Origin of the sequence: Peribacillus sp. TH14, assembly GCF_016651145.1 — a bacterium.
Classification (GTDB): Bacteria; Bacillota; Bacilli; order Bacillales; family DSM-1321; genus Peribacillus; species Peribacillus butanolivorans.
Map to the genome: position 1 here is coordinate 360144 of NZ_JAEKEK010000001.1, position 18931 is coordinate 379074.

The window sequence follows — 18931 nt, forward strand, 5'->3', positions numbered from 1 at the left end:
TATAAGTTTGTCAATATTTTTTCTTTACACTATAATGTAGTCATCCTAACTGATTATCCAAGTTTATGATTCATTTTAAACAAAAAATCACGAAGAATCATTATAGTAATTTTACTTGAAATACTATTTTAGCACTAAGTTGAAAAAATACAAAGTTTTTCTCTGAGGTGAAGGAATGAAAGCTTGCGGTTTAGTAGTCGAATATAACCCTTTTCATAATGGACATGTTTTACATGCTAGAGAAAGTAGAGAAAATACAGGGGCAGATGTCGTGGTAGCGGTTATGAGCGGACCATTCTTACAGCGCGGTGAACCTGCTATTGTCAGTAAATGGGCAAGGGCAGAAATGGCTTTACGCGGCGGCATTGACCTTGTCATCGAGCTTCCCTATGCCTTTGCAACCCAGAAGGCGGAGATCTTTGCAAAAGGCTCGATTTCTCTTTTGGAATACCTTGGCTGCGACTCTTTTTGCTTTGGAAGCGAGGATGGCCGAATTGAACCATTCATAACGGCACATAAAATTCTTTCTGACAATTCTGTAGCATTCGATGCAGCCATTAAATCGGCCATGGATGCCGGTAACAGCTATCCGACAAGTGCCTCCCTGGCTTTTCAATCAATAATCCAAAATGATGATGTTCTGGATTTGACGAAGCCAAATAATATTCTTGGTAAAGAATATGTTAGTGTTGCCCTAAAAAACGGTTTTTCAATTCAACCCTATACGATTCAACGGGTTGCGGCCGGATACCATGATACACAGTTATCTTCCGAGTCGATAGCAAGTGCAACAGGAATCCGGAAAGCCATCATGGAACAAAAACAGGAATTGGATCCTGTTGCTGGCTATATTCCACAATCAACAAGAATCGGCCTTGAGCATTATTTATCGACCTACCGTACCTTACATGACTGGGAAATGTATTGGCCTATGTTGAAATACCGGATTCTATCCTCTTCACTCATGGAGTTGGCAGAAATTTACGAAATCGAAGAAGGCATTGAGCACCGATTTAAGGAAATGGCAAAACAAGCTACAACCTTTTCAGACTTCATGGCCGCAATGAAGACAAAGCGCTATACCTGGACACGACTCCAGCGGATGTGCGTCCATATTTTCACACATACCTTAAAGGGAAAAATGATACACAATGATCTACCTTCATATATCAGACTCCTTGGCATGAATGCCCGGGGGCAGGAGTACCTTCGCACCGTCAAGAAAGGCTTGCCGGTTCCGCTCATCTCTAAACTATCAGCATATCAAAAGCATGGCATTGAAACGGACTTACGGGCGGCACAGGTATATGCATTGGGCTTACCTGACCCATATCAAGCTTCCTTAATGAAACGAGAATACGAATCACCAATTATTATCAAATAAAGAAAATACAGGTTGACCCAGGCCGCCAAGTCCCACCAGTTTATTTCGCAGTGAAATTCAGCAGTGTTTTTGACATCGAAATTTAACAAAAAAAAGCGCAAACAGATGAACTGCTTGCGCTTTTTTTATTCTTCTTTTTCCTTTAATTTCGTTAGATAATCTAACGCATCTTCAAAATTGTCAACCGGGACAATTTTCATTTTTGTTTCAATGTCCTTTGCTACAACCAATGCGTCTTCATAATTCGAACCAGCTGCTCCATTTTCATTTGGCGCAAAGAAAATTTCCGCTCCGGACTTATCGGCAGCGACAATTTTCTGCTGAATCCCTCCTATTGGGCCAACTGTTCCATCATCTGACATCGTTCCTGTCCCCGCAATATCGTAGCCTTTTGTGAGATCTCCCTCTGTTAATTGATTATAAATTTCCAAAGAAAACATCAATCCAGCTGAAGGACCACCTATTTGTTCAGAATCTATGGCGATGGCAGGTTTCGTTATGACCCTTCGATTATCATCGAGAGAAATGCCTATCCCAACCCTACTTGGATCATCTTTAAAAGACTGCAACGAGAGATGAGCTGTTTTCTCTGTCTCTTCCCTCTTATACACTAATTCAACTTCGTCTCCAGCCTTTTTCCCATTAATGTAATCCATGAATTCCTCTGCGGACTTAAATTTCACATTATCCACCTGAATGATTTGGTCGCCCGCCTTCAGTTCTTTAGCAGCTGGCATTCCTTTTAGCACGTCCAAAACATATACACCTAAGTATTCGTAATCCACTTCTTTCCCTGCTTTTTCATAAGCTATTTGGATTGCATTATTTTTAGAACCATCCATCAAATGCAACTGCCTAATATTATATTCTTCATCGGTTTCATCCTCGCTACGAATCGATGTCTCCGGATAAATTTCCTGATAATCACTCCACTTTGCCAGCATATAGGAATAAATATTAGCCTTGCCCATCCTTACCGTGGTCAGCATAAAGCTACCTTCCGCTTCATCACCACCGGAAACCTCAATAATTGGCTCTAATTCTTTAGCCATTCCTGGTTTTGACACATAATAAGGTAGGGAATAAAGAGCAGATGCTATCAGTAGTATAGCGGCCACCAGGAAAGTGCGTACATACATTTTACGGCTCATCTTCAAATGACTCCTTCCAAGTAACAATGCTTTGCTTAATTTGATCGATCTTTCCTCTTGCAGCTTCTTCTCCAATACTAATTATCTCCTGTATGTTTGTAAATGATTTCGAGCTGTATTTCTCAACCCTAGGACGGATCATGACGTCTGAGGCAAATTCCCTGCTTTTAACCAATTCCATTTGAAGGATATCGAGGCTTTGCATGATAACATCATAGATAGAGTTTATCTCCATATCTTGTTTAACATGAGCAACATCTACTCCTATTATGATATCCGCTCCCATATCCTTCACTACAGAAACAGGAACCCTGTCAACAACGCCTCCATCGACAAGAAGTCTATTTCCGATTTTTTCCGGAATGAAGATACCAGGAATTGAGATGCTTGCTCTGACAGCAGGGGCAATAGGACCTTCCTGAAAAATGACTTTTTCCCCAGTCTTTATATCCGTAGCAACCACTGCTACAGGAATATCAAGTTCTTCAAATTTCTTTCCATATGTAAATACTCTAATTAAATCTTTTGTCCGTTTACCTGAAATGAAACCCATTTTAGGTATCGTAAAGTCTAAATAATATTTTCGTTTAAAAGCCCTCGACAGCTTATAGAGCCTCTCAATATCTGAACCTGCGCCATAAAAGGCAGCAACCATCGCCCCCATGCTGCTTCCAGCAATCATATCTATCGGAATGCCTTCTTGCTTCAACACCTTTATCACGCCAATATGGGCAAAGCCTCTTGCTCCTCCAGACCCAAGTGCAAGCCCAATCTTTGGTTTTGACAAAGAAATCCCCCCTCTCTGTAAGAAGTTCAAAATATTGAAATAACACTCATACAAAGTTATGGTCTTAAACAGATTTATAGAAGCATATTGTTTATATTGACAGTGAAACAAGCATGGTAGCACGAACAAAGACTCCCAATGTAATGAAATTGAAATATTACAGCCATTTCTAGTACCTAGTATCTTCATTTTATCATGTTTTTACAATCGATAACCCATACTGTGCATTACTTTTAGAGAAAAGGAAGTTCGTATTTTATATAGACGAAACGAACTGCCCTTATTTAGTATCCCTTCAAGAGGAGGCTGAACTTTGCTTAAATCAAAATCTAAAACAGTATTATTAGCTCTCACCGTCACGATAATGACAATTGGCTTAATCATTTTCCCCCAGGAATCTTTTGAAGCTTCCAAAGGTGGGCTGAATATGTGGTGGAAAATTGTTTTTCCTTCTCTCCTACCCTTCTTAATTTTCTCAGAGTTATTAATCAGTTTTGGTGTTGTCAGATTCATTGGAGTCATACTCGAGCCGTTCATGCGCCCTTTATTTCGGGTACCCGGAGTGGGCGGTTTTGTCTGGGCGATGGGACTTGCCTCTGGGTTTCCAGCCGGAGCCAAATTCACCGTAAGGCTTCGTCAAGAGAAACAGGTGACCCGCATTGAGGCTGAAAGACTTGTTTGCTTTACTAATTCATCAAATCCATTATTCCTGTTTGTTGCCGTTGCTGTAGGGTTCTTCCATAATCCTCAATTAGGTATCATCCTTGCACTCTCCCACTACCTAGGAAATTTTTGTGTAGGAATTTTAATGCGCTTTTACCGTTGGAAAGAGGAAAAGTCCCAGTCAAAAGGAATCACCAAACTACCTTCCATTAGACAAGCCTTTAGCCAGATGCATCGAACCCGGCTAAAAGAAAAGAGACCATTTGGAAGTTTGCTTGGAGATGCTGTTCTATCCTCCATCCAAACTCTTCTAATGATTGGTGGATTCATCATTCTTTTTTCGGTAGTCAATAAACTTTTATTTCATATGAATATTACCGGACTGCTAGCCTCGTGGGTCGGAGGAATATTACATATTATGAATTTCCCTGATTCTTTAAGCCTCCCGTTCATTTCAGGGTTGTTTGAAATGACTCTTGGCTCAAAATTAACCAGCTCAGTCGAAAATGCGAGCCTCCTTCAGCAGACTGTAATGACAAGTTTCATCCTAGCTTTCAATGGATTCAGCATTCAAGCGCAAGTAGCCAGTATTATAGCCGCAACAGACATTCGGTTCATGCCATTTTTTCTAGCTAGAATAGCACATGGTTTTCTTGCATCCATTTTCACTGTATTGCTTTGGGAGCCATTCTATAAAGGCAATAATTACAGCGGCAACCCATTTAATGCCTTCCCAGTCAGCGGATCGACAGGTGAACGTGCAAGCTCTCTTTATCAGAATATGCTTGATTTTGGCCCGTTGTTAACCCTCGCTTTTTTAACCCTTTACATCATGATATTCGCCAAACGACTATTCAAAGGACTTTCTTAAATAGAAAAAAGAGCATTGCCTAGGTCGGCAATGCTCTTTTTTCTATTCTTTTTGTTGCTCATACTTCTTAGTCAAGGCTTTTTGGACGACAGGAGGCACTAGTTCAGAAATATCACCGCCATATTTCGCAACCTCTTTCACGATACTTGAGCTCAAGAAAGAATATTGATTTTTTGTCATGATAAAGAACGATTCTATGTTATTGTTCAGGAAACGGTTCATTGAAGTTCCCTGCATTTCATATTCAAAGTCAGAAGTCGCCCGTAATCCTCGGATAATCGCATTCGCGGAAACGCTTTCAGCATAGTCGACCGTCAGTCCCTGATAGAAATCCACCTTAACATTTGGCATATGAGCCGTTGCTTCTGTAATTAACTCCAGCCTTTCTTCTACCGTAAACAATGAATTTTTTGCTGAATTGTTCACAATGACCACATATACCTCATCAAATACATTCGCTCCCCTCTGAATGATATCAAGATGACCAAATGTGATTGGATCAAAACTTCCCGGACAAATCGCTATTTTTGACATTCATAGTTCCCCCTGTTCGTTTACGTTCCCCCAATGATAAATCGTAACAGCAATGACACCATAAACTTCTTTTCTCTTAACAGTAAAGTCACCAACTTGCTCAGGCAATGTAACATCATGGCCATGCTCACAAACAATATACCCCGTATTGCTTAGCAATCGGTTTTTATGTATTTCTTCAAGTAAATCCACAAGCTTTTGTTTCTTATAAGGTGGATCAAGAAAGATTAATTGAAAGGTTATTTCCCTTTTCACCAAAGCTTTCAATGCACGTTCTGAATCATTTTTGTAAACCTCTGCACGTTCTGAAAACTTACATATCTCCAAATTTGCCTTAACCGTTTGATTTGCTTTAAAGTCTCGGTCTACAAATATGGCTTTATCCATTCCCCTGCTTAATGCTTCAATTCCTAGTCCACCGCTACCAGCAAACAAGTCAAGTACGAGCCCACCTTCGAAATAAGGACCAATCATATTAAAAATGGATTCTTTAACTTTATCCGTAGTCGGCCGGGTTCCTGTTCCCGGTACAGCCTTTAGTGGTCTTCCTTTACAAATTCCAGAAACGACCCTCATCATTCTCACCACATTTTATGACAAATTTCTGTTACTTTCCTATCCTAACATATTAGAAAAATCTAGCCAATAATAAAAGCCAACCTTCTTCCTAAGACAAACATCAAATTATATTTTCCTACACCCAATTACAACACCTATTCTTCATCCATTCTTTTTATAAATCTCTTACATTTTGAATATTTAAGTTGTATTTGGCAATAATGTGAATAACAACATTCCTTATTAGGTGTTGTTGCCAACCGCGGAGAAGGCTTACGTTTCCCCATAAGTTCTTCCTCCGGTTTCTCCTCTCCCTTTGCCTTCTAGTCCTAAGTTAGACATAGAAGGACCCTGCAGATTTTTGCAGGGCTTTTTTTTGATAAACCTCCATTACTCGTTGGGCTTTGTCATGATTAGACAATGAAATTGTCCTTCTCTTTTAAAGGAGATAATGATAAAGTAATGAATAATAAGTTAGTTAGGAGAGGTTTAATTGATTCAACGTTTTATTGAACTTGGACAAGGTTATTCTGATATATATGAGCTGCTTGAAGTAGGACGCAATCAAAAGCATCGTGTTGCAAGGCTTTTAGCTCTACACACTACGATAAATGATAAAAAGGTAACTTCATTAGTTGTTGTCATGCAACCTACAGATCCAGGGAAATTCCAGCCGCTTTATATTTGCCGTGAAGGAATTCCTAACCCTCATGTTACCGTAAACAAACGCTATGAGCTTTTTGAGAAATTAGCAGAGGAACTAGATAAATCCATTATTGAAATCGATGTAAAATCTTCAGTCCTCTTTGCAGAAATCGAGTTATACTATCAGCATTTGATTGGTATATTACGAATGAATAGATATCTACCTCCATTAGGTTGAAGAAAAATAGATGTCCTGAATTAAAAAAGCTGACTCCGCATGAGTCAGCTTTTTTTAAATTCCCATCTTATAATCATATTCTTTCGCTTTATCTGGTTTGGAGTTTTCAAATTCCACTTTCAAAAAAGGCTTATAAGATAGGTCAACTTTTTTTACAAACGAATAATTATTCAGCTTTTCTACCAGTGGTTCGACTTCATCCATGTTTGTATAAAGGACTACATATTTCAATTTTTTTGAAACATAATGGATATTCCCGAATTTCCTAAGCATTTTGGCTTGTTTTAATGTATGTAAATAGACGATAATTCCTTGTCTCGCTCCAAGCATATCAATAACTCCCTTTTATAAAGGTTTTAACTAAGTTTAGCATAGCAGAATCTGTACTTTCAACCAAGAAAAAAAGATTATAAACTAAATTCTCTTACTATTATGAATATAAATAATAAGAAAGGAGCCTAAAAAGAGATGGATTTAGACCAAATCTGGAATCAATTTATCGGACATCTAGTAGATAATGAAGAGATAAGCCAAGCCTCGCTAAAGAAAATTACGGGCATTCCATTTATATATATTCATTATTCTCAGAAGGATAAGGAAAACGAAAAAAATAATCTCTTTCTCTTAATAAAAAAGCGACAAGCCGTTCAATGAGAGGCAAGCAACTCCATTGCGAAACCATTTTCGTCCGGCAGGAAAACCAATTATTTGTATTCCGCCACCGTTTTTATGTACCACAACAAAAGATGTTTTGCTGTGGGAATCTCTGTCCGGACTGCATTCTATTTAGAAGTTAACACTGCAATAAAAAAAAGCCTGGAAGGACCAGGCTTTTTCCTATTAAGCAGAGCATCCACAACTTCCACCAGTACCGCAACTTCCGGTTGAGCACCCACCTGAAGATACAAAAAATGGATTTCCCGCAGGGGTTTTAACCTGCTCAGAAACTGCCCGGCCAATTCGTCCGCTGATTTCGTCAAGAACGGATTGCAATTCCGTCTCTGCCCTCTTAAACTGGGCAACGGTAGAATGCATATCCATATCTCGTTTAGCTTCTCTAGTCTCTAAATTGATACGTTTGTAGTCCGGATGATATTTACCGAACCTTTGAACATCTTCAAACAGATCCTTTAAAGAAGTAAACTTTGAAATCTTCTGCTGTGCCTCTTTGTCGCTCTGTAATTTATATAAACTAAGGAGATATTCTTCTCCTATTTCAGAATGAAGGATTATTTCAGCTAATCCGTCAGCCTGTTGTAAAATGTCGATAATTTCCATAGTAGCAAGCATAAACAAGCTCACCTCCACCATCATTTTAACATTTCTTACTATCAGATGCTAATGGTTTGATTAAATAGAGGAAGTGATATGTACCTCAAACTCTTTTTGTAATCCTGTTTTTTTACCTGAACCATTTAAAATCTCCAGCTTAATCTTATGCATGCCATTTGGAACATCCTTTAAGATAAAAGCCGCTGTCCGCATATCTTTTTTCTTTTGATTATCAATAGATACCGACACAGTTGCCAATTGTTTAGGATTTGTTTCAGAAAAACCATAATCCTTTAGGTAGCATTCAACATATACAGAGTTCCCTTTCACAAAAGTTTTCACCTGAAAGTTCTCATCCAAATTTTGGACGGTTGAGACAGTGGTGGCAGCTTTTAAGTTAGAAACATTTTGTAGAGCTGCTCCTAAATTTTCAGGTTCCGGTATTTTCTTTCCACAACCTGTCGCTGCCATCAACACTGTTAGAACCATAATGAATCTTCTCATATCATCGTCCCCCTTTTGCCTTTATTGTTCGCCAAAAGGAGTAATTTACTCTTTTTTTCTTCATTCTCCTGGAGTATTCATCGCTTGAAACATATGAAGCATCATAGAAGCAACCTGAACGCTTTCTGAAAATTTAGAAACCCGATGTGGTATCGACTTCTCAAAATAGTATTTCGCTTCCGTTTCGAATACGTCCACTTCATGTGGATTCCGCATTAACCTTTTGTACCATGCAGGTTGAACCCTCAAGTAATTACGCATATCTTCATTTGTTTGAATGAATTCATATACATTCTGGCGCATGAAAAGCCCTCCCCTCTTCACTACTTAATCTTTGTTAAATATAAATGGATTCGCTCTCTTCCCATTGTCCTTCGGGGGCGGATTGGAATCACCACCTGATTTATTCCCTTGGAAAGCCGATAGCACTCCCTGTATTGCCCCAATTGCCTGATTGGCATTTGTAATATATTGTTGTATCTGACCCATATCCATATTTTTAACTGCACTCATTAACGAACCTATCAACTCCGTACTTTGATCTCCCTTTTCTACCGGCTGTGATTGAGGTTCAGACTTCACTATAGATTCATTCACACTGCCGTCAGCCTGCCAGCGTGAATGATCTTCTCCGAGTAAGTACCATTCTTCAAAAAGTTCCTGCCATGTTGCTTGCTTGTTTCTCACTTCATTTACTAAATAAGGATGCTCCTTGACAAACTCCCGAAATCCATCGACGGAGGGGCGCTTTTTTTTTGCCATTACTCTCACCTCACACTAAGACATCGCCTATGTTCACCATATGCTAAAATGAAATAAAAAGTGCATGGCATTTCTATTCCGAATTTAATTACATTTCCTTATAGTATAATATTAGAAAATGAGGGGGTATTTTCATGATAGATTTCAGGGATTTAGTCGAAGACTTTCAAAAACTGGCAAAGTCAGCAGATGAAACAGAGTTAGCCGTTTTATCGGGAATAATCTCAGGAATACAAGTAAAAAGAGAACAAAAGAAGTATTCCTATATTTCAAGCCTATTGCAGTTAAATAAGGATGTAAGCCAACAGGATACCTCACTTACAATGACCATGCCTAACACACCACTTGTACATAATGAATTGAACATTACCCACGGCGGAATGATTGCTACCATGATAGATTCGTGTATGGGGAACCTTGCCAACTCAACAGTTCCAGAAGGGTACGCTACAGTAACGACAGATATACAAGTTCGGTATGTAAAACCCGCTATTGGTGATCATTTAACATGTAAGTGTGAGTTAATACATAGAGGCAATAAAACGATTATCGTCGAAGGAAAGGTATACCGCGATGATGGCGAACTTTGCGCGGTATCGACAGGCAACTTTTTCATCTTGAAAATATAATAATTAGAAAATAAAAACGGATCCCATAAGGGATCCATTTTTATTTTCTTATGAAATTCTGTGTATAATACTTTTTATAAACCCCTACACCCAAACCTGTAAAGTCCTCATTCAGCATCGCATCCCGATGGCCCTTACTATTTAGCCAGCCTTCCATGACTGCCGCTGCATCCACGTAATCTTTAGCAATATTTTCACCTGCTGCACTGTATTTAACGTGACCTGCGTTCAGACGCTTTTCCAAATCCCCTTTTGTTTCAGGGACCTTTGTCCCTTCAGGAGTATCCCTCATTTCACGGCTATGAAGGTAAGCAACTTCCGCTGCAGAATCATCCCATTCTAGAGGCTTCAAATCAAATCTGCTACGCATGATATTCGTAATATCGAATATTTGCTGTTCGTTGCCTTCCTCCACCTTTTCCCAGTCTTTCTCAGAAAGATCCTCCACCTTCACAAGCTTACCATGGTAGGTCAACTCATAAGGCTGTTGTTTTAAAAGGGTAGAATCATTCAAAAACCGAACACTTGAAACCGTTCCTGAGAATTTATCTAAATACAACTGTACATGAATATCCCCAAGTTCAATCAAAGGCCTCATGTTCATATCTTCCTCCGACAATTCAAAACGATAGGAACTATCCCCAACCTCAATATCAACAGTTGGTTCTACATACAAACTAGAATAGATGGCATCAATGGATTGTCCGATTTTAAATGGCGCAACATTAACCTTATCACCTATACCATATGCAGAAACCACTTTTTCATTTTCAATGGCTAATTGAAAATAATTACTATAGTCTTTTTTATAAACCCACCAATCATAGCCATAAGCGGACATATCAATTCGATCAGGTTCTCCGAATTCTTTTTCTATCTCTTTCGCATTTTTCCCAATTGTAACTGCCAAACCTTCTGTAGCTTCAGTCACCTCTTTTTCAGAAGAAGTACTTTTCTCATTTATATGTTCATTAGGGTTAACACCTTTGTTACCATCAATTAGGGGATTACCTTCATCTTCACCGCCGATATTAAGATAAATACCGATTACAAAAAAAATAATAATTAATACCGTTACCTTACCTAACCCGCGCAGAGGAACACTCCCTCTCTCTATCTAATTTATGTATACAATGCTCACATCTTTCTTTCCTGATTATATCATTGTTCAATCATAATTTTCTAATTTACAATGGAATGCCACTCCATTTAATTTATTTTTAAAAAGTGTAACTTTTGTGAATGATGAAAATACCATGTTTGAGTTCATTGCAACTTCCACCATTTCGTACTATTATAAAATATAGGATAAAATGGTATATTATAAACATACTGGAGAATTATTTAAATATTTTATGTACATAACATTTTCCTGGTATGTCATTTTAATTCTCAAATGTAAACATAGGAGGTACTACTCGTGAAATTTGAAAGCTTTGGAATCGAGAACATCACAGCCGACTTAAACCGACTAGATGACCTAATGCCGCAATATGGTTTAATACGTGCAGAACAATGGGATTACGAAAGAGTTAGTTTCGATCGTAAATTTGAAATAAAAGAAGGCACGTTCTATCTGCGAATACTTGGCTTTGCTACAGAAGGCGATGTAGGCGCTCACAGAGCCGTCATCAAACTAATGGTTCCTCTATTAGGAAAACACTATTATCCACACGGCGTTGAATACGGCGAAGGAGAGGACTTCCCTGCTTCATTAGTGAAGCAAAGTGAAAAAATCCTTGCTCAGATCAAAGAAGAACTCACACAATTTAATGGCCTGTAAAAGCCTTTAGCAAAAAATACAGTAAAAAAAGAGGGTGTCTATAGATGCTCTCTCTTTTTTTAATACCTATAACAAAAGCCTGATGCTTTTTTGCACCAGGCTTTTTCTTTGTTTTAAAACCCTAGAATTGCCTTTATTAAAGATGTTGTTTCTCCACCGTGATAAATGACATAAAGCAGAATATAAACGGCTACTCCAGTGATTCCAGTGAAGAACCAAATAATACTTGTCGTAGGCCCAATTTTTTTATGGATGGCAAAATTGCCTTTAAACCCAGTGGTAAGCATAATAATTCCAAGAACAGCTCCTGTCGTAGCAAGCGTTATGTGGAAAATCAAAAAAATCGTATAGTAAATTTTAATGTCATCAGGTCCACCAAATGACGTACTGCCAATAAAGACTGTTCGTGAAAGGTAGATAGTGAAAAAGATTACCGCAAAAACTGCAGCTACCATCATTGTCTTCTTATGGGTCTCGATTTTGCGCTGTTTAATTTGATACCAGCCTATTGCAACAGTGATGGCACTTAATACAATGAAAGCTGTACTTATCGTTGGAAGGATTGGTAAAGACATAAGAATTGTAGTCCTCTCTATATTTATTAATCAACTACCATTTTATAAGAGGTAATCATAAAATACAATAAAATCAAGGATTTTTAACAGAATGCTCACTTTTATAGAAAAGCTAAGACTAATCACTAGCTTTTACGATTTATAAAAAAGGTGGCCTCTTATCCCTATTAAAGTCTTCGTTAGGCAGCACCGTAATGGCGATGACATCATAAAAAACTTGTCCGTTACTAGACAAGTCCTTTATGATACGACTATTCTACAGTCTGAAATTCTGAAGGAATCGGATCAATCCCATTTTGCTCTCCATTTTCCTTCTTGAACCATGCAAAGAAAATGACTCCTAAAACATATCCTAAAACGATTTCTTGAATAACCTTCATAAGTACCCCGCCAAGCTGCTGGTCTTCAAGTAACGGCAGCCCATTAAACATTTCTGGACCACTGAGTGATAAATTGGACAATGCTGAAGCAGGCACGCAAAGCTCCATCGCACTGGCCCATGATTCCGCATTCGTAAACGTATCATACATCGGATAATTAGCAAAAATGATTAATGCACAAGCTGGTGTCATTAAAATACCACTGCCAAAAATATAAGCTACTTTTTTAACACCTGATAGACTTTCTTGTTCTGGAAGTTGATTAACAAGAGGAAACCACATCAGAACTGCAGTTGTAAATAAGATCGCCGTGTAGCCAGCATGAAACCATATCCCCGTTTTAATAAAGTCAAAAACTAACGGGATATGGTACAAAGAGAAAAGGACATTAAATAGCAAAAGAGCCACGAGGGGTTTCGTGAAATACTGAAATAACGGTTTCACTCCCCTTGAACCTATGAAAGATCTCCAGAACCAGTCTGGTATCGCAATGATAAATAATGGCGGAATCACCAAGTAAAGCAGAGCCATTTGAAACATATGGGCACTGAACATGATATGACTCAATAAATCCAGCGGGGAACCCTTTACCATATAAAGAAGGAACATTGCTATTAAGAAATAAGTTACCTGCTTTACGGAAAGCGATGAACTACCCGGAAACTTCCCTCTGTATTTTGTCGCCAACCAAAAATATCCAACCGTTATAAGTACGAGGGCGGCAAAATAGTATGGACTCCACAAAGCACGAAAGCCGAAAATATCAATAGACAAAAAATCACCTCGTCATAAACTTTTTCTTACTTTCATTATACCTAAAATAAAAATTAGTAACAAATATAGATAAACTTGGATTATTTTCCTAACAAATGAATGAGACATAAGAAAACCGGCTATTAATCAATAGCCGATTTTCTTTATGGTTTATAACCAAACAATCGTTGTGAAAACAAGGACAGTTATTAAGCCGACTGCAAGGCCAGAGAATAAAAACAATGCAATAGTACCATGCCCTTTGTGCTTCATATGCATAAAATAATACAATTGGAAAACCACTTGTACGGCTGCCAGTAGCAAAATGACTGGTTTAATGAACCAATGTGAAAATCCTTCAATTCCAACTGCAGCAAAAGCAATTAATGTAAAGAAAATCATAAGTGTAAATGATATCACTTGATGTTTCATCTCTTCAGCATTTTTCTTACGGCGATATTTTAAATCGACATTCGGGTTCGCTGAATTTGATTGTTCATTCGCCATCAGTTATCCCACCATTCCCATTAAGTATACGACTGTAAAGATAAACACCCAGACTACGTCAATGAAATGCCAATATAGACTCGCAACATAAAATTTAGGCGCATTATATAAATTCAAGCCCCTTCTTGCATTACGAACCATCAGCGAAATAATCCACATCAAACCGAAAGCAACGTGTCCTCCGTGAAAGCCGACTAACGTATAGAAAGCGGAGCCGAACGCACTACTCGTAAAAGTATGATGATATTCATGAACATAGTGATTAAATTCATAAATCTCAAGACCTAGGAAAGCAAAACCAAGTGCAACCGTAATCACAAGCCAAGCCTGCATTTGTTTAAAGTGATTATTTTTCATATGATACATTGCATACACACTAGTTAATGAACTAGTCAATAACAGCATAGTCGCAACAAAAGTAAGTGGTAATTCGAATAAATCTTTTGCTAGGGCTGCATCACCATTTGGAACTTTATCCTTTAAAGCAAGGTAAGTTGCAAATAGTGAGGCGAATAATACCGTCTCTCCACCAAGAAACAACCAGAATCCCAAATACTTATTTTTACCTTCTAAAGTCGCTTTCTCGGGAGAAGCAGGCCAAGTAGCATCCGTGAATCTTTCATCTGCTTGCATTATGCCTTACCTCCCTTATCTTTATCGTCCATAAGGTCTTCTTTATGAATATGGTATCCATGATCGTCTTTAACGGAACGGATTAACATTGAACCAAATGTAATCAAAAGTCCAACAATGATTATAGGTAGGGTCCATGTCTTATCATCCATATTATATAAAGCACCGAATGCGGCTACAAATAAACCGAAAGCAATCGTTAGAGGAAGAATAGATGAATTTGGCATATGGATATCCCCAAGTGGTTCTGCAGGAGTCATTTCCGTTTTTCCTTCCATTTTTTCAACCCAGTAAGGATCTAAACCACGCACAAGCGGAAGTTGTTTGAAGTTATAAAATGGCGGTGGTGATGGAATAGCCCATTCAAGCGTACGACCATCTCCCCATGGATCATTGCCTACTTTTTCATTTTTCACAGATGTAATGATTATATTGATGACCATTACCAAGACACCAAATGCCATTAAGAAGGCTCCAACGGTACTAATCATATTACCTGTATTGAGACCTTGATTGTCCAAGAATGTAAATACGCGACGAGGCATCCCCATTAGCCCTAAGAAATGTTGAATAAAGAATGTTAGATGGAAACCAATTAAGAACGTCCAAAATGTGATCTGCCCCAATTTTTCATTTAACATAGTTCCAAACATCTTCGGCCAATAGAAATTGATTCCAGCCAATAAACCTAATACAACCCCACCGACAATTACATAGTGGAAATGTGCAACAACGAAATAACTATCATGGTATTGATAATCAGCAGGTGCGGATGCGAGCATGATACCTGTTACGCCACCCATGGTAAATGTAGGAATAAAGGCAACTGCATAAAGCATTGGAACCGTGAACTTGACGCTTCCTCCCCACATCGTAAAAATCCAGTTGAATATCTTAATACCCGTTGGTACAGCGATAGCCATAGTAGCCACCGCAAAGATTGCATTTGCGATAGGACCTAAACCAGTGGTAAACATATGATGGGCCCAAACCATGAAACCTAAGAAACCGATTAAAACGGTTGCAAATACCATCGATGAATAACCAAATAATCTTTTTCGAGAGAATGTCGCAAAAATTTCAGAAAAAATACCAAACGCCGGAAGAATCAGAATATATACTTCTGGGTGACCGAATATCCAGAATAAATGCTCCCAAATAATCGTATTACCTCCAGCTGCTACATCAAAGAAATTTGAGCCAAACATCCGATCAAACATCATTAACACTAATCCTACAGTAAGTGGAGGAAAAGCAAATAATATTAATGCAGAAACAACAAACGTTGACCATGTAAACAGCGGCATACGCATGTAGGTCATACCTGGCGTACGCATATTTATAATGGTTACAAGGAAGTTGATCCCTGCAATTAATGTTCCCAGTCCGGATATCTGTAATCCTAGGACGTAAAAATCAATACCATGGCCTTCAGAGTGCAGAGAAAGTGATGCATACGATGTCCAGCCTGCATCAGGTGCTCCTCCTAGAAACCATGAAAGATTTAAGAATATACCTCCAAAGAAAAATAACCAAAAACCTAATGAGTTTAAAAATGGGAACGCAACATCACGAGCCCCTATTTGTAATGGCACAACTGCATTCATTACAGCGAATACTAATGGCATGGCTGCCAGGAATATCATCGTCGTGCCGTGCATGGTCAAAATTTCATTATAAAATCCGGCACTTACAAAGTCATTATTTGGGATTGCAAGCTGGATACGAATAAACATCGCTTCCAAACCGCCGATCACAAAGAACAATCCGCCAGAAATAAGATATAAGATGGCGATTTTCTTATGGTCTACCGTTGTCAGATAATCCCAAATCGTAGCGCCAAATCCTTTTTTATTAGCGTACGTACTCACGATTTAACCTCCTTAATCAATGTTCTATTTTCCTTCCACCTTCAGCTGTAAAAGATAAGCTGCTAGTGCATTAATTTGTGAATCTGAAAGTTCACCGTAAGTACCGGTCATCGTGTTACCCGGTTTATACTTCTCAGGATCCTTGATCCAATTTTTCACATTTTGTTCAGTATGATCCAAAACTCCAGCTACTTTCTCACGTTCACCAAATGTAGCCAGATTCGGAGCTTGACGGGCAGCCTCAGGTCTACTGTCATTAGGCGTAACCGCATGACAACCGATACAGCTTTGGTTAAAGACGTCTTCACCCTGTTTTGCTAAATCACCAGTAACAGTGGGTTCTTTTGCAGACTTCATATCCTTAGTCCATGCTTCAAAGTCGGATTTAGATTTTGTTACCACCTTAAAATCCATCAAAGCATGGGAAGGTCCGCAAAGCTCAGCACATTTCCCGTAAAATAAATTGTTCGAATCTTCTGCCTTTTTACTATCGAATTCTAAGAAAAACTGATTAACTCCATCTGTATTTGTATCCATCTTTCCTCCGGCAGCCGGTACCCAGAATGAATGCTTAACATCTGAAGCAGTTAAATTGAAATACACTTTTTGGTCAGTTGGTACGACCAAATCCTGACTTGTAACAACACCAAGGTCTGGATATTCAAACTCCCACCAATAAAGGTTCGCCCTAACATTTACTACAAGTGCGTCCTTCGTCTTTCCATCCTTATCTTTCTTATCCATTGCTTTTGTGTCAGCTAAGTCAAAAGTTGTGACGACAGTTGGAACAGCCAGAACAATTAAAAGAAGGATAGGAATAACAGTCCAGATAATTTCAAGTTTATGACTTCCTTCAATTTGTTTCGGTATTGTTTCGTCGCCTTCCTTTCGGCGGAAGCGCAGTAACACTACAACGAACAAAATAACCACAACAATAATAACCAGTACCATGATTAACGTACTCAATATCAGTAAATCATACTGAGATTGCGCAACATTGCCAGCTGGCTTCAGCGCGGATAGGAATGGTTCGCCGCAGCCCGAAAGGACAAGTCCTACAATACCCAGCAAAGCAATTAGGCGCCATTTGTGCAGCCTTTTTTTCATAGCTTCAGAAACCCCTCTTTCGTCAAAATTTTCTCACAAAAATAAAAATGGGCGCAATTGCGAATATTCTCTCTATGTCAATTTCTAAAAAAAGAAAGAATCCCTAATCTAAGGAATTATTAAAATGGCTCATGTAACCGCTCTTATGAAGTACTCTCTTGATGCGTTCTCAGTTTATATGTATGGTTGGCGGTTAGTGGACAATTATTGATAAGTAAGTCGCGACCTGTCAAAGAACAGGTCGCAATATACATTATTTAACTAATACTAAATGAGTGTGACAATAACCATCGCTACAAATAAAATGGTCATATAGTTTAAAGAATATACAAACATGGATGTTGCCCATTTAACATCATCTTTCTTTCTATACCCTTTTATTCCTAAAATAAGCCAACCTGTGCTCAATAGAGCGACCAGAACAACTAACGGAGTACCTAAAGGTGTTAAAAAGAAAGGAATAAACATTAATACAATAATCCATAACATAATCGATCTTTTTGCGGCCTTGAACCCTTTTACAACTGGAAGCATTGGCACTCCCGCTGCACGGTATTCTTCGACACGTCTCATTGCAAGCGCATAAAAATGAGGAGGCTGCCACAAAAACATAATAGCGAACAAAACCCACGCCATAGTATCAAGACCAGGATCAACGGCAGCCCAGCCAATAAGTGGAGGAACGGCACCGGAAATGCTGCCTATAATTGTATTTGAGACAAATCTCCGCTTAAAAACCATAGTATATAAGACAACATAGGCAAATACGCCAAATGCACCGATTATGGCAGTTGTCATATTAGTCAAAGCCAGTAAAATTAGTCCAGCAGCAATCAAGCCAAAGCTTAACACCAATACCTTTGAAGGCTGTACTTTTCCAGTTACTGTTGGCCGATTTTTCGTTCTTTCCATTAAATGATCGATATCACGATCATAGTAATTATTAAAACTGCAAGATCCAGCCATAATGAGCGCCGAGCCTGCAAGCGTATAAAACACTACATCAAGATTACTTAAAAAGCTAAGCCCTGAAAAATGAAGGGCTAACCATACTCCGGTAAAAGCTGTAATTATATTTGAATTGACAATCCCCACTTTAATAAGTGAGAGAAAATCCTTCCAAACTGTTGTTTCCGGTATATCCGATTGAAGGGCGGCTTTACTGTCCTTCATGACAGCTTCTGACATACCCCTTGTTTCTGACATTTGTTTTCCTCCTTTAAATCATTCACCAAAGACGCAAATGTAAAAAAAGTTACTTACGATACTATAGAACATTATTTCATACTTTTCGATATTTGTAACCAAAGAAGCGTAAACAAAA

23 protein-coding genes are annotated in these 18931 nt (G+C 38.5%); 6 read left to right on the top strand and 17 right to left on the bottom strand.

Annotation, left to right across the window (positions count from 1 at the left end):
- Nucleotides 1-175: 175 nt before the first annotated feature.
- On the top strand, nucleotides 176-1384 hold the full coding sequence (locus JFU50_RS01850; protein WP_201221492.1) for a nucleotidyltransferase: 1209 nt from the start codon (nucleotides 176-178) through the stop codon (nucleotides 1382-1384).
- 125 nt (nucleotides 1385-1509) lie between these two features.
- Here the strand turns inward: JFU50_RS01850 and JFU50_RS01855 are convergent, their stop codons facing one another.
- Both JFU50_RS01855 and JFU50_RS01860 read right to left on the bottom strand, forming a co-directional pair.
- Nucleotides 1510-2535 carry a SepM family pheromone-processing serine protease gene (locus tag JFU50_RS01855; RefSeq protein ID WP_056526530.1) on the bottom strand — a complete coding sequence of 342 codons (1026 nt, stop codon included), beginning with the start codon at nucleotides 2533-2535 and terminating at the stop codon, nucleotides 1510-1512.
- Complete coding sequence (locus tag JFU50_RS01860; protein ID WP_053345219.1) at nucleotides 2525-3322, bottom strand: patatin-like phospholipase family protein; 798 nt, start codon at nucleotides 3320-3322, stop codon at nucleotides 2525-2527. Before JFU50_RS01860 ends, JFU50_RS01855 begins: the two co-directional genes overlap by 11 nt.
- Nucleotides 3323-3635: 313 nt before the next feature.
- Between JFU50_RS01860 and ylbJ the strand changes: the two genes are divergently transcribed.
- Entirely contained in the window at nucleotides 3636-4856 is a 1221-nt protein-coding gene (gene ylbJ, locus JFU50_RS01865) for a sporulation integral membrane protein YlbJ (RefSeq protein ID WP_201221494.1), read from the top strand.
- 42 nt (nucleotides 4857-4898) lie between these two features.
- Here ylbJ and coaD read toward each other — a convergent pair whose 3' ends face one another.
- Both coaD and rsmD read right to left on the bottom strand, forming a co-directional pair.
- On the bottom strand, nucleotides 4899-5390 hold the full coding sequence (coaD, locus tag JFU50_RS01870) for a pantetheine-phosphate adenylyltransferase (protein WP_053345217.1): 492 nt from the start codon (nucleotides 5388-5390) through the stop codon (nucleotides 4899-4901).
- A complete protein-coding gene (gene rsmD / locus JFU50_RS01875) occupies nucleotides 5391-5966 on the bottom strand; it encodes a 16S rRNA (guanine(966)-N(2))-methyltransferase RsmD (RefSeq protein ID WP_201181559.1) in 576 nt (191 codons plus the stop codon).
- A 475-nt stretch (nucleotides 5967-6441) separates the two neighbouring features.
- Here rsmD and JFU50_RS01880 point away from each other — a divergent pair, with 475 nt between their 5' ends.
- Nucleotides 6442-6831 (top strand): DUF7147 family protein, encoded by a 390-nt coding sequence (locus JFU50_RS01880; protein WP_201181561.1) that lies wholly within the window; start codon nucleotides 6442-6444, stop codon nucleotides 6829-6831.
- A 54-nt stretch (nucleotides 6832-6885) separates the two neighbouring features.
- Here JFU50_RS01880 and JFU50_RS01885 read toward each other — a convergent pair whose 3' ends face one another.
- Entirely contained in the window at nucleotides 6886-7161 is a 276-nt protein-coding gene (locus tag JFU50_RS01885) for a YlbG family protein (protein WP_048684554.1), read from the bottom strand.
- 138 nt (nucleotides 7162-7299) lie between these two features.
- On the opposite strand from JFU50_RS01885, the gene JFU50_RS30560 reads away from it, so the two are divergent.
- On the top strand, nucleotides 7300-7485 hold the full coding sequence (locus JFU50_RS30560; RefSeq protein ID WP_242489016.1) for a hypothetical protein: 186 nt from the start codon (nucleotides 7300-7302) through the stop codon (nucleotides 7483-7485).
- A gap of 186 nt (nucleotides 7486-7671) precedes the next feature.
- Here the strand turns inward: JFU50_RS30560 and JFU50_RS01895 are convergent, their stop codons facing one another.
- The 4 genes from JFU50_RS01895 to JFU50_RS01910 are packed head-to-tail and all read right to left on the bottom strand — an operon-like array spanning nucleotide 7672 to nucleotide 9369.
- Nucleotides 7672-8121 (bottom strand): YlbF family regulator, encoded by a 450-nt coding sequence (locus JFU50_RS01895; protein WP_201181569.1) that lies wholly within the window; start codon nucleotides 8119-8121, stop codon nucleotides 7672-7674.
- Between the two features lie 60 nt (nucleotides 8122-8181).
- Nucleotides 8182-8607, bottom strand: coding sequence for a hypothetical protein (locus JFU50_RS01900; protein WP_201181571.1), 426 nt, complete (start codon nucleotides 8605-8607; stop codon nucleotides 8182-8184).
- 60 nt (nucleotides 8608-8667) lie between these two features.
- Nucleotides 8668-8910 (bottom strand): YlbE-like family protein, encoded by a 243-nt coding sequence (locus JFU50_RS01905; protein WP_053345212.1) that lies wholly within the window; start codon nucleotides 8908-8910, stop codon nucleotides 8668-8670.
- A 24-nt stretch (nucleotides 8911-8934) separates the two neighbouring features.
- Nucleotides 8935-9369 carry a YlbD family protein gene (locus JFU50_RS01910; RefSeq protein WP_201221496.1) on the bottom strand — a complete coding sequence of 145 codons (435 nt, stop codon included), beginning with the start codon at nucleotides 9367-9369 and terminating at the stop codon, nucleotides 8935-8937.
- Between the two features lie 134 nt (nucleotides 9370-9503).
- Here JFU50_RS01910 and JFU50_RS01915 point away from each other — a divergent pair, with 134 nt between their 5' ends.
- Nucleotides 9504-9998: a PaaI family thioesterase gene (locus tag JFU50_RS01915; protein ID WP_201221498.1), complete on the top strand. Its 495-nt coding sequence runs from the start codon at nucleotides 9504-9506 to the stop codon at nucleotides 9996-9998.
- A 40-nt stretch (nucleotides 9999-10038) separates the two neighbouring features.
- On the opposite strand, the gene JFU50_RS01920 is transcribed toward JFU50_RS01915, so the two are convergent.
- Nucleotides 10039-10929: a CAP domain-containing protein gene (locus JFU50_RS01920; RefSeq protein WP_342366264.1), complete on the bottom strand. Its 891-nt coding sequence runs from the start codon at nucleotides 10927-10929 to the stop codon at nucleotides 10039-10041.
- A 489-nt stretch (nucleotides 10930-11418) separates the two neighbouring features.
- Here JFU50_RS01920 and JFU50_RS01925 point away from each other — a divergent pair, with 489 nt between their 5' ends.
- Nucleotides 11419-11781, top strand: coding sequence for a YugN family protein (locus JFU50_RS01925; protein WP_201181576.1), 363 nt, complete (start codon nucleotides 11419-11421; stop codon nucleotides 11779-11781).
- Between the two features lie 113 nt (nucleotides 11782-11894).
- Here JFU50_RS01925 and JFU50_RS01930 read toward each other — a convergent pair whose 3' ends face one another.
- From JFU50_RS01930 to cyoE, 7 genes are all read right to left on the bottom strand, one after another.
- Entirely contained in the window at nucleotides 11895-12356 is a 462-nt protein-coding gene (locus JFU50_RS01930) for a DUF420 domain-containing protein (RefSeq protein WP_053345207.1), read from the bottom strand.
- Between the two features lie 251 nt (nucleotides 12357-12607).
- A complete protein-coding gene (gene ctaG / locus JFU50_RS01935) occupies nucleotides 12608-13510 on the bottom strand; it encodes a cytochrome c oxidase assembly factor CtaG (protein ID WP_201181577.1) in 903 nt (300 codons plus the stop codon).
- A gap of 150 nt (nucleotides 13511-13660) precedes the next feature.
- Nucleotides 13661-13996: a cytochrome c oxidase subunit IVB gene (ctaF, locus tag JFU50_RS01940; protein WP_053345205.1), complete on the bottom strand. Its 336-nt coding sequence runs from the start codon at nucleotides 13994-13996 to the stop codon at nucleotides 13661-13663.
- Between the two features lie 3 nt (nucleotides 13997-13999).
- Nucleotides 14000-14629: a cytochrome (ubi)quinol oxidase subunit III gene (locus JFU50_RS01945; protein ID WP_098175429.1), complete on the bottom strand. Its 630-nt coding sequence runs from the start codon at nucleotides 14627-14629 to the stop codon at nucleotides 14000-14002.
- Nucleotides 14629-16500, bottom strand: coding sequence for a cytochrome c oxidase subunit I (gene ctaD, locus JFU50_RS01950; RefSeq protein WP_053345203.1), 1872 nt, complete (start codon nucleotides 16498-16500; stop codon nucleotides 14629-14631). Before ctaD ends, JFU50_RS01945 begins: the two co-directional genes overlap by 1 nt.
- A 24-nt stretch (nucleotides 16501-16524) precedes the next feature.
- Nucleotides 16525-17607: a cytochrome c oxidase subunit II gene (gene coxB / locus JFU50_RS01955; RefSeq protein WP_053345202.1), complete on the bottom strand. Its 1083-nt coding sequence runs from the start codon at nucleotides 17605-17607 to the stop codon at nucleotides 16525-16527.
- 267 nt (nucleotides 17608-17874) lie between these two features.
- Nucleotides 17875-18813, bottom strand: coding sequence for a heme o synthase (gene cyoE, locus JFU50_RS01960; protein WP_201221500.1), 939 nt, complete (start codon nucleotides 18811-18813; stop codon nucleotides 17875-17877).
- Nucleotides 18814-18931: the final 118 nt, after the last annotated feature.

What these genes read in the sequence shown, in the direction of transcription:
- JFU50_RS01915 (WP_201221498.1), top strand. Translation starts at nt 9,504, where the DNA reads ATGATAGATTTCAGGGATTTAGTCGAAGACTTTCAAAAACTGGCAAAG.
- JFU50_RS01885 (WP_048684554.1), bottom strand. Translation starts at nt 7,161, where the DNA reads ATGCTTGGAGCGAGACAAGGAATTATCGTCTATTTACATACATTAAAA.
- coaD (WP_053345217.1), bottom strand. Translation starts at nt 5,390, where the DNA reads ATGTCAAAAATAGCGATTTGTCCGGGAAGTTTTGATCCAATCACATTT.
- cyoE (WP_201221500.1), bottom strand. Translation starts at nt 18,813, where the DNA reads ATGTCAGAAACAAGGGGTATGTCAGAAGCTGTCATGAAGGACAGTAAA.
- JFU50_RS01945 (WP_098175429.1), bottom strand. Translation starts at nt 14,629, where the DNA reads ATGCAAGCAGATGAAAGATTCACGGATGCTACTTGGCCTGCTTCTCCC.
- JFU50_RS01850 (WP_201221492.1), top strand. Translation starts at nt 176, where the DNA reads ATGAAAGCTTGCGGTTTAGTAGTCGAATATAACCCTTTTCATAATGGA.
- rsmD (WP_201181559.1), bottom strand. Translation starts at nt 5,966, where the DNA reads ATGAGGGTCGTTTCTGGAATTTGTAAAGGAAGACCACTAAAGGCTGTA.
- JFU50_RS01895 (WP_201181569.1), bottom strand. Translation starts at nt 8,121, where the DNA reads ATGCTTGCTACTATGGAAATTATCGACATTTTACAACAGGCTGACGGA.
- JFU50_RS01930 (WP_053345207.1), bottom strand. Translation starts at nt 12,356, where the DNA reads ATGTCTTTACCAATCCTTCCAACGATAAGTACAGCTTTCATTGTATTA.
- JFU50_RS01855 (WP_056526530.1), bottom strand. Translation starts at nt 2,535, where the DNA reads ATGAGCCGTAAAATGTATGTACGCACTTTCCTGGTGGCCGCTATACTA.
- JFU50_RS01905 (WP_053345212.1), bottom strand. Translation starts at nt 8,910, where the DNA reads ATGCGCCAGAATGTATATGAATTCATTCAAACAAATGAAGATATGCGT.
- coxB (WP_053345202.1), bottom strand. Translation starts at nt 17,607, where the DNA reads ATGAAAAAAAGGCTGCACAAATGGCGCCTAATTGCTTTGCTGGGTATT.
- JFU50_RS30560 (WP_242489016.1), top strand. Translation starts at nt 7,300, where the DNA reads ATGGATTTAGACCAAATCTGGAATCAATTTATCGGACATCTAGTAGAT.
- JFU50_RS01910 (WP_201221496.1), bottom strand. Translation starts at nt 9,369, where the DNA reads ATGGCAAAAAAAAAGCGCCCCTCCGTCGATGGATTTCGGGAGTTTGTC.
- ctaF (WP_053345205.1), bottom strand. Translation starts at nt 13,996, where the DNA reads ATGGCGAATGAACAATCAAATTCAGCGAACCCGAATGTCGATTTAAAA.
- JFU50_RS01900 (WP_201181571.1), bottom strand. Translation starts at nt 8,607, where the DNA reads ATGAGAAGATTCATTATGGTTCTAACAGTGTTGATGGCAGCGACAGGT.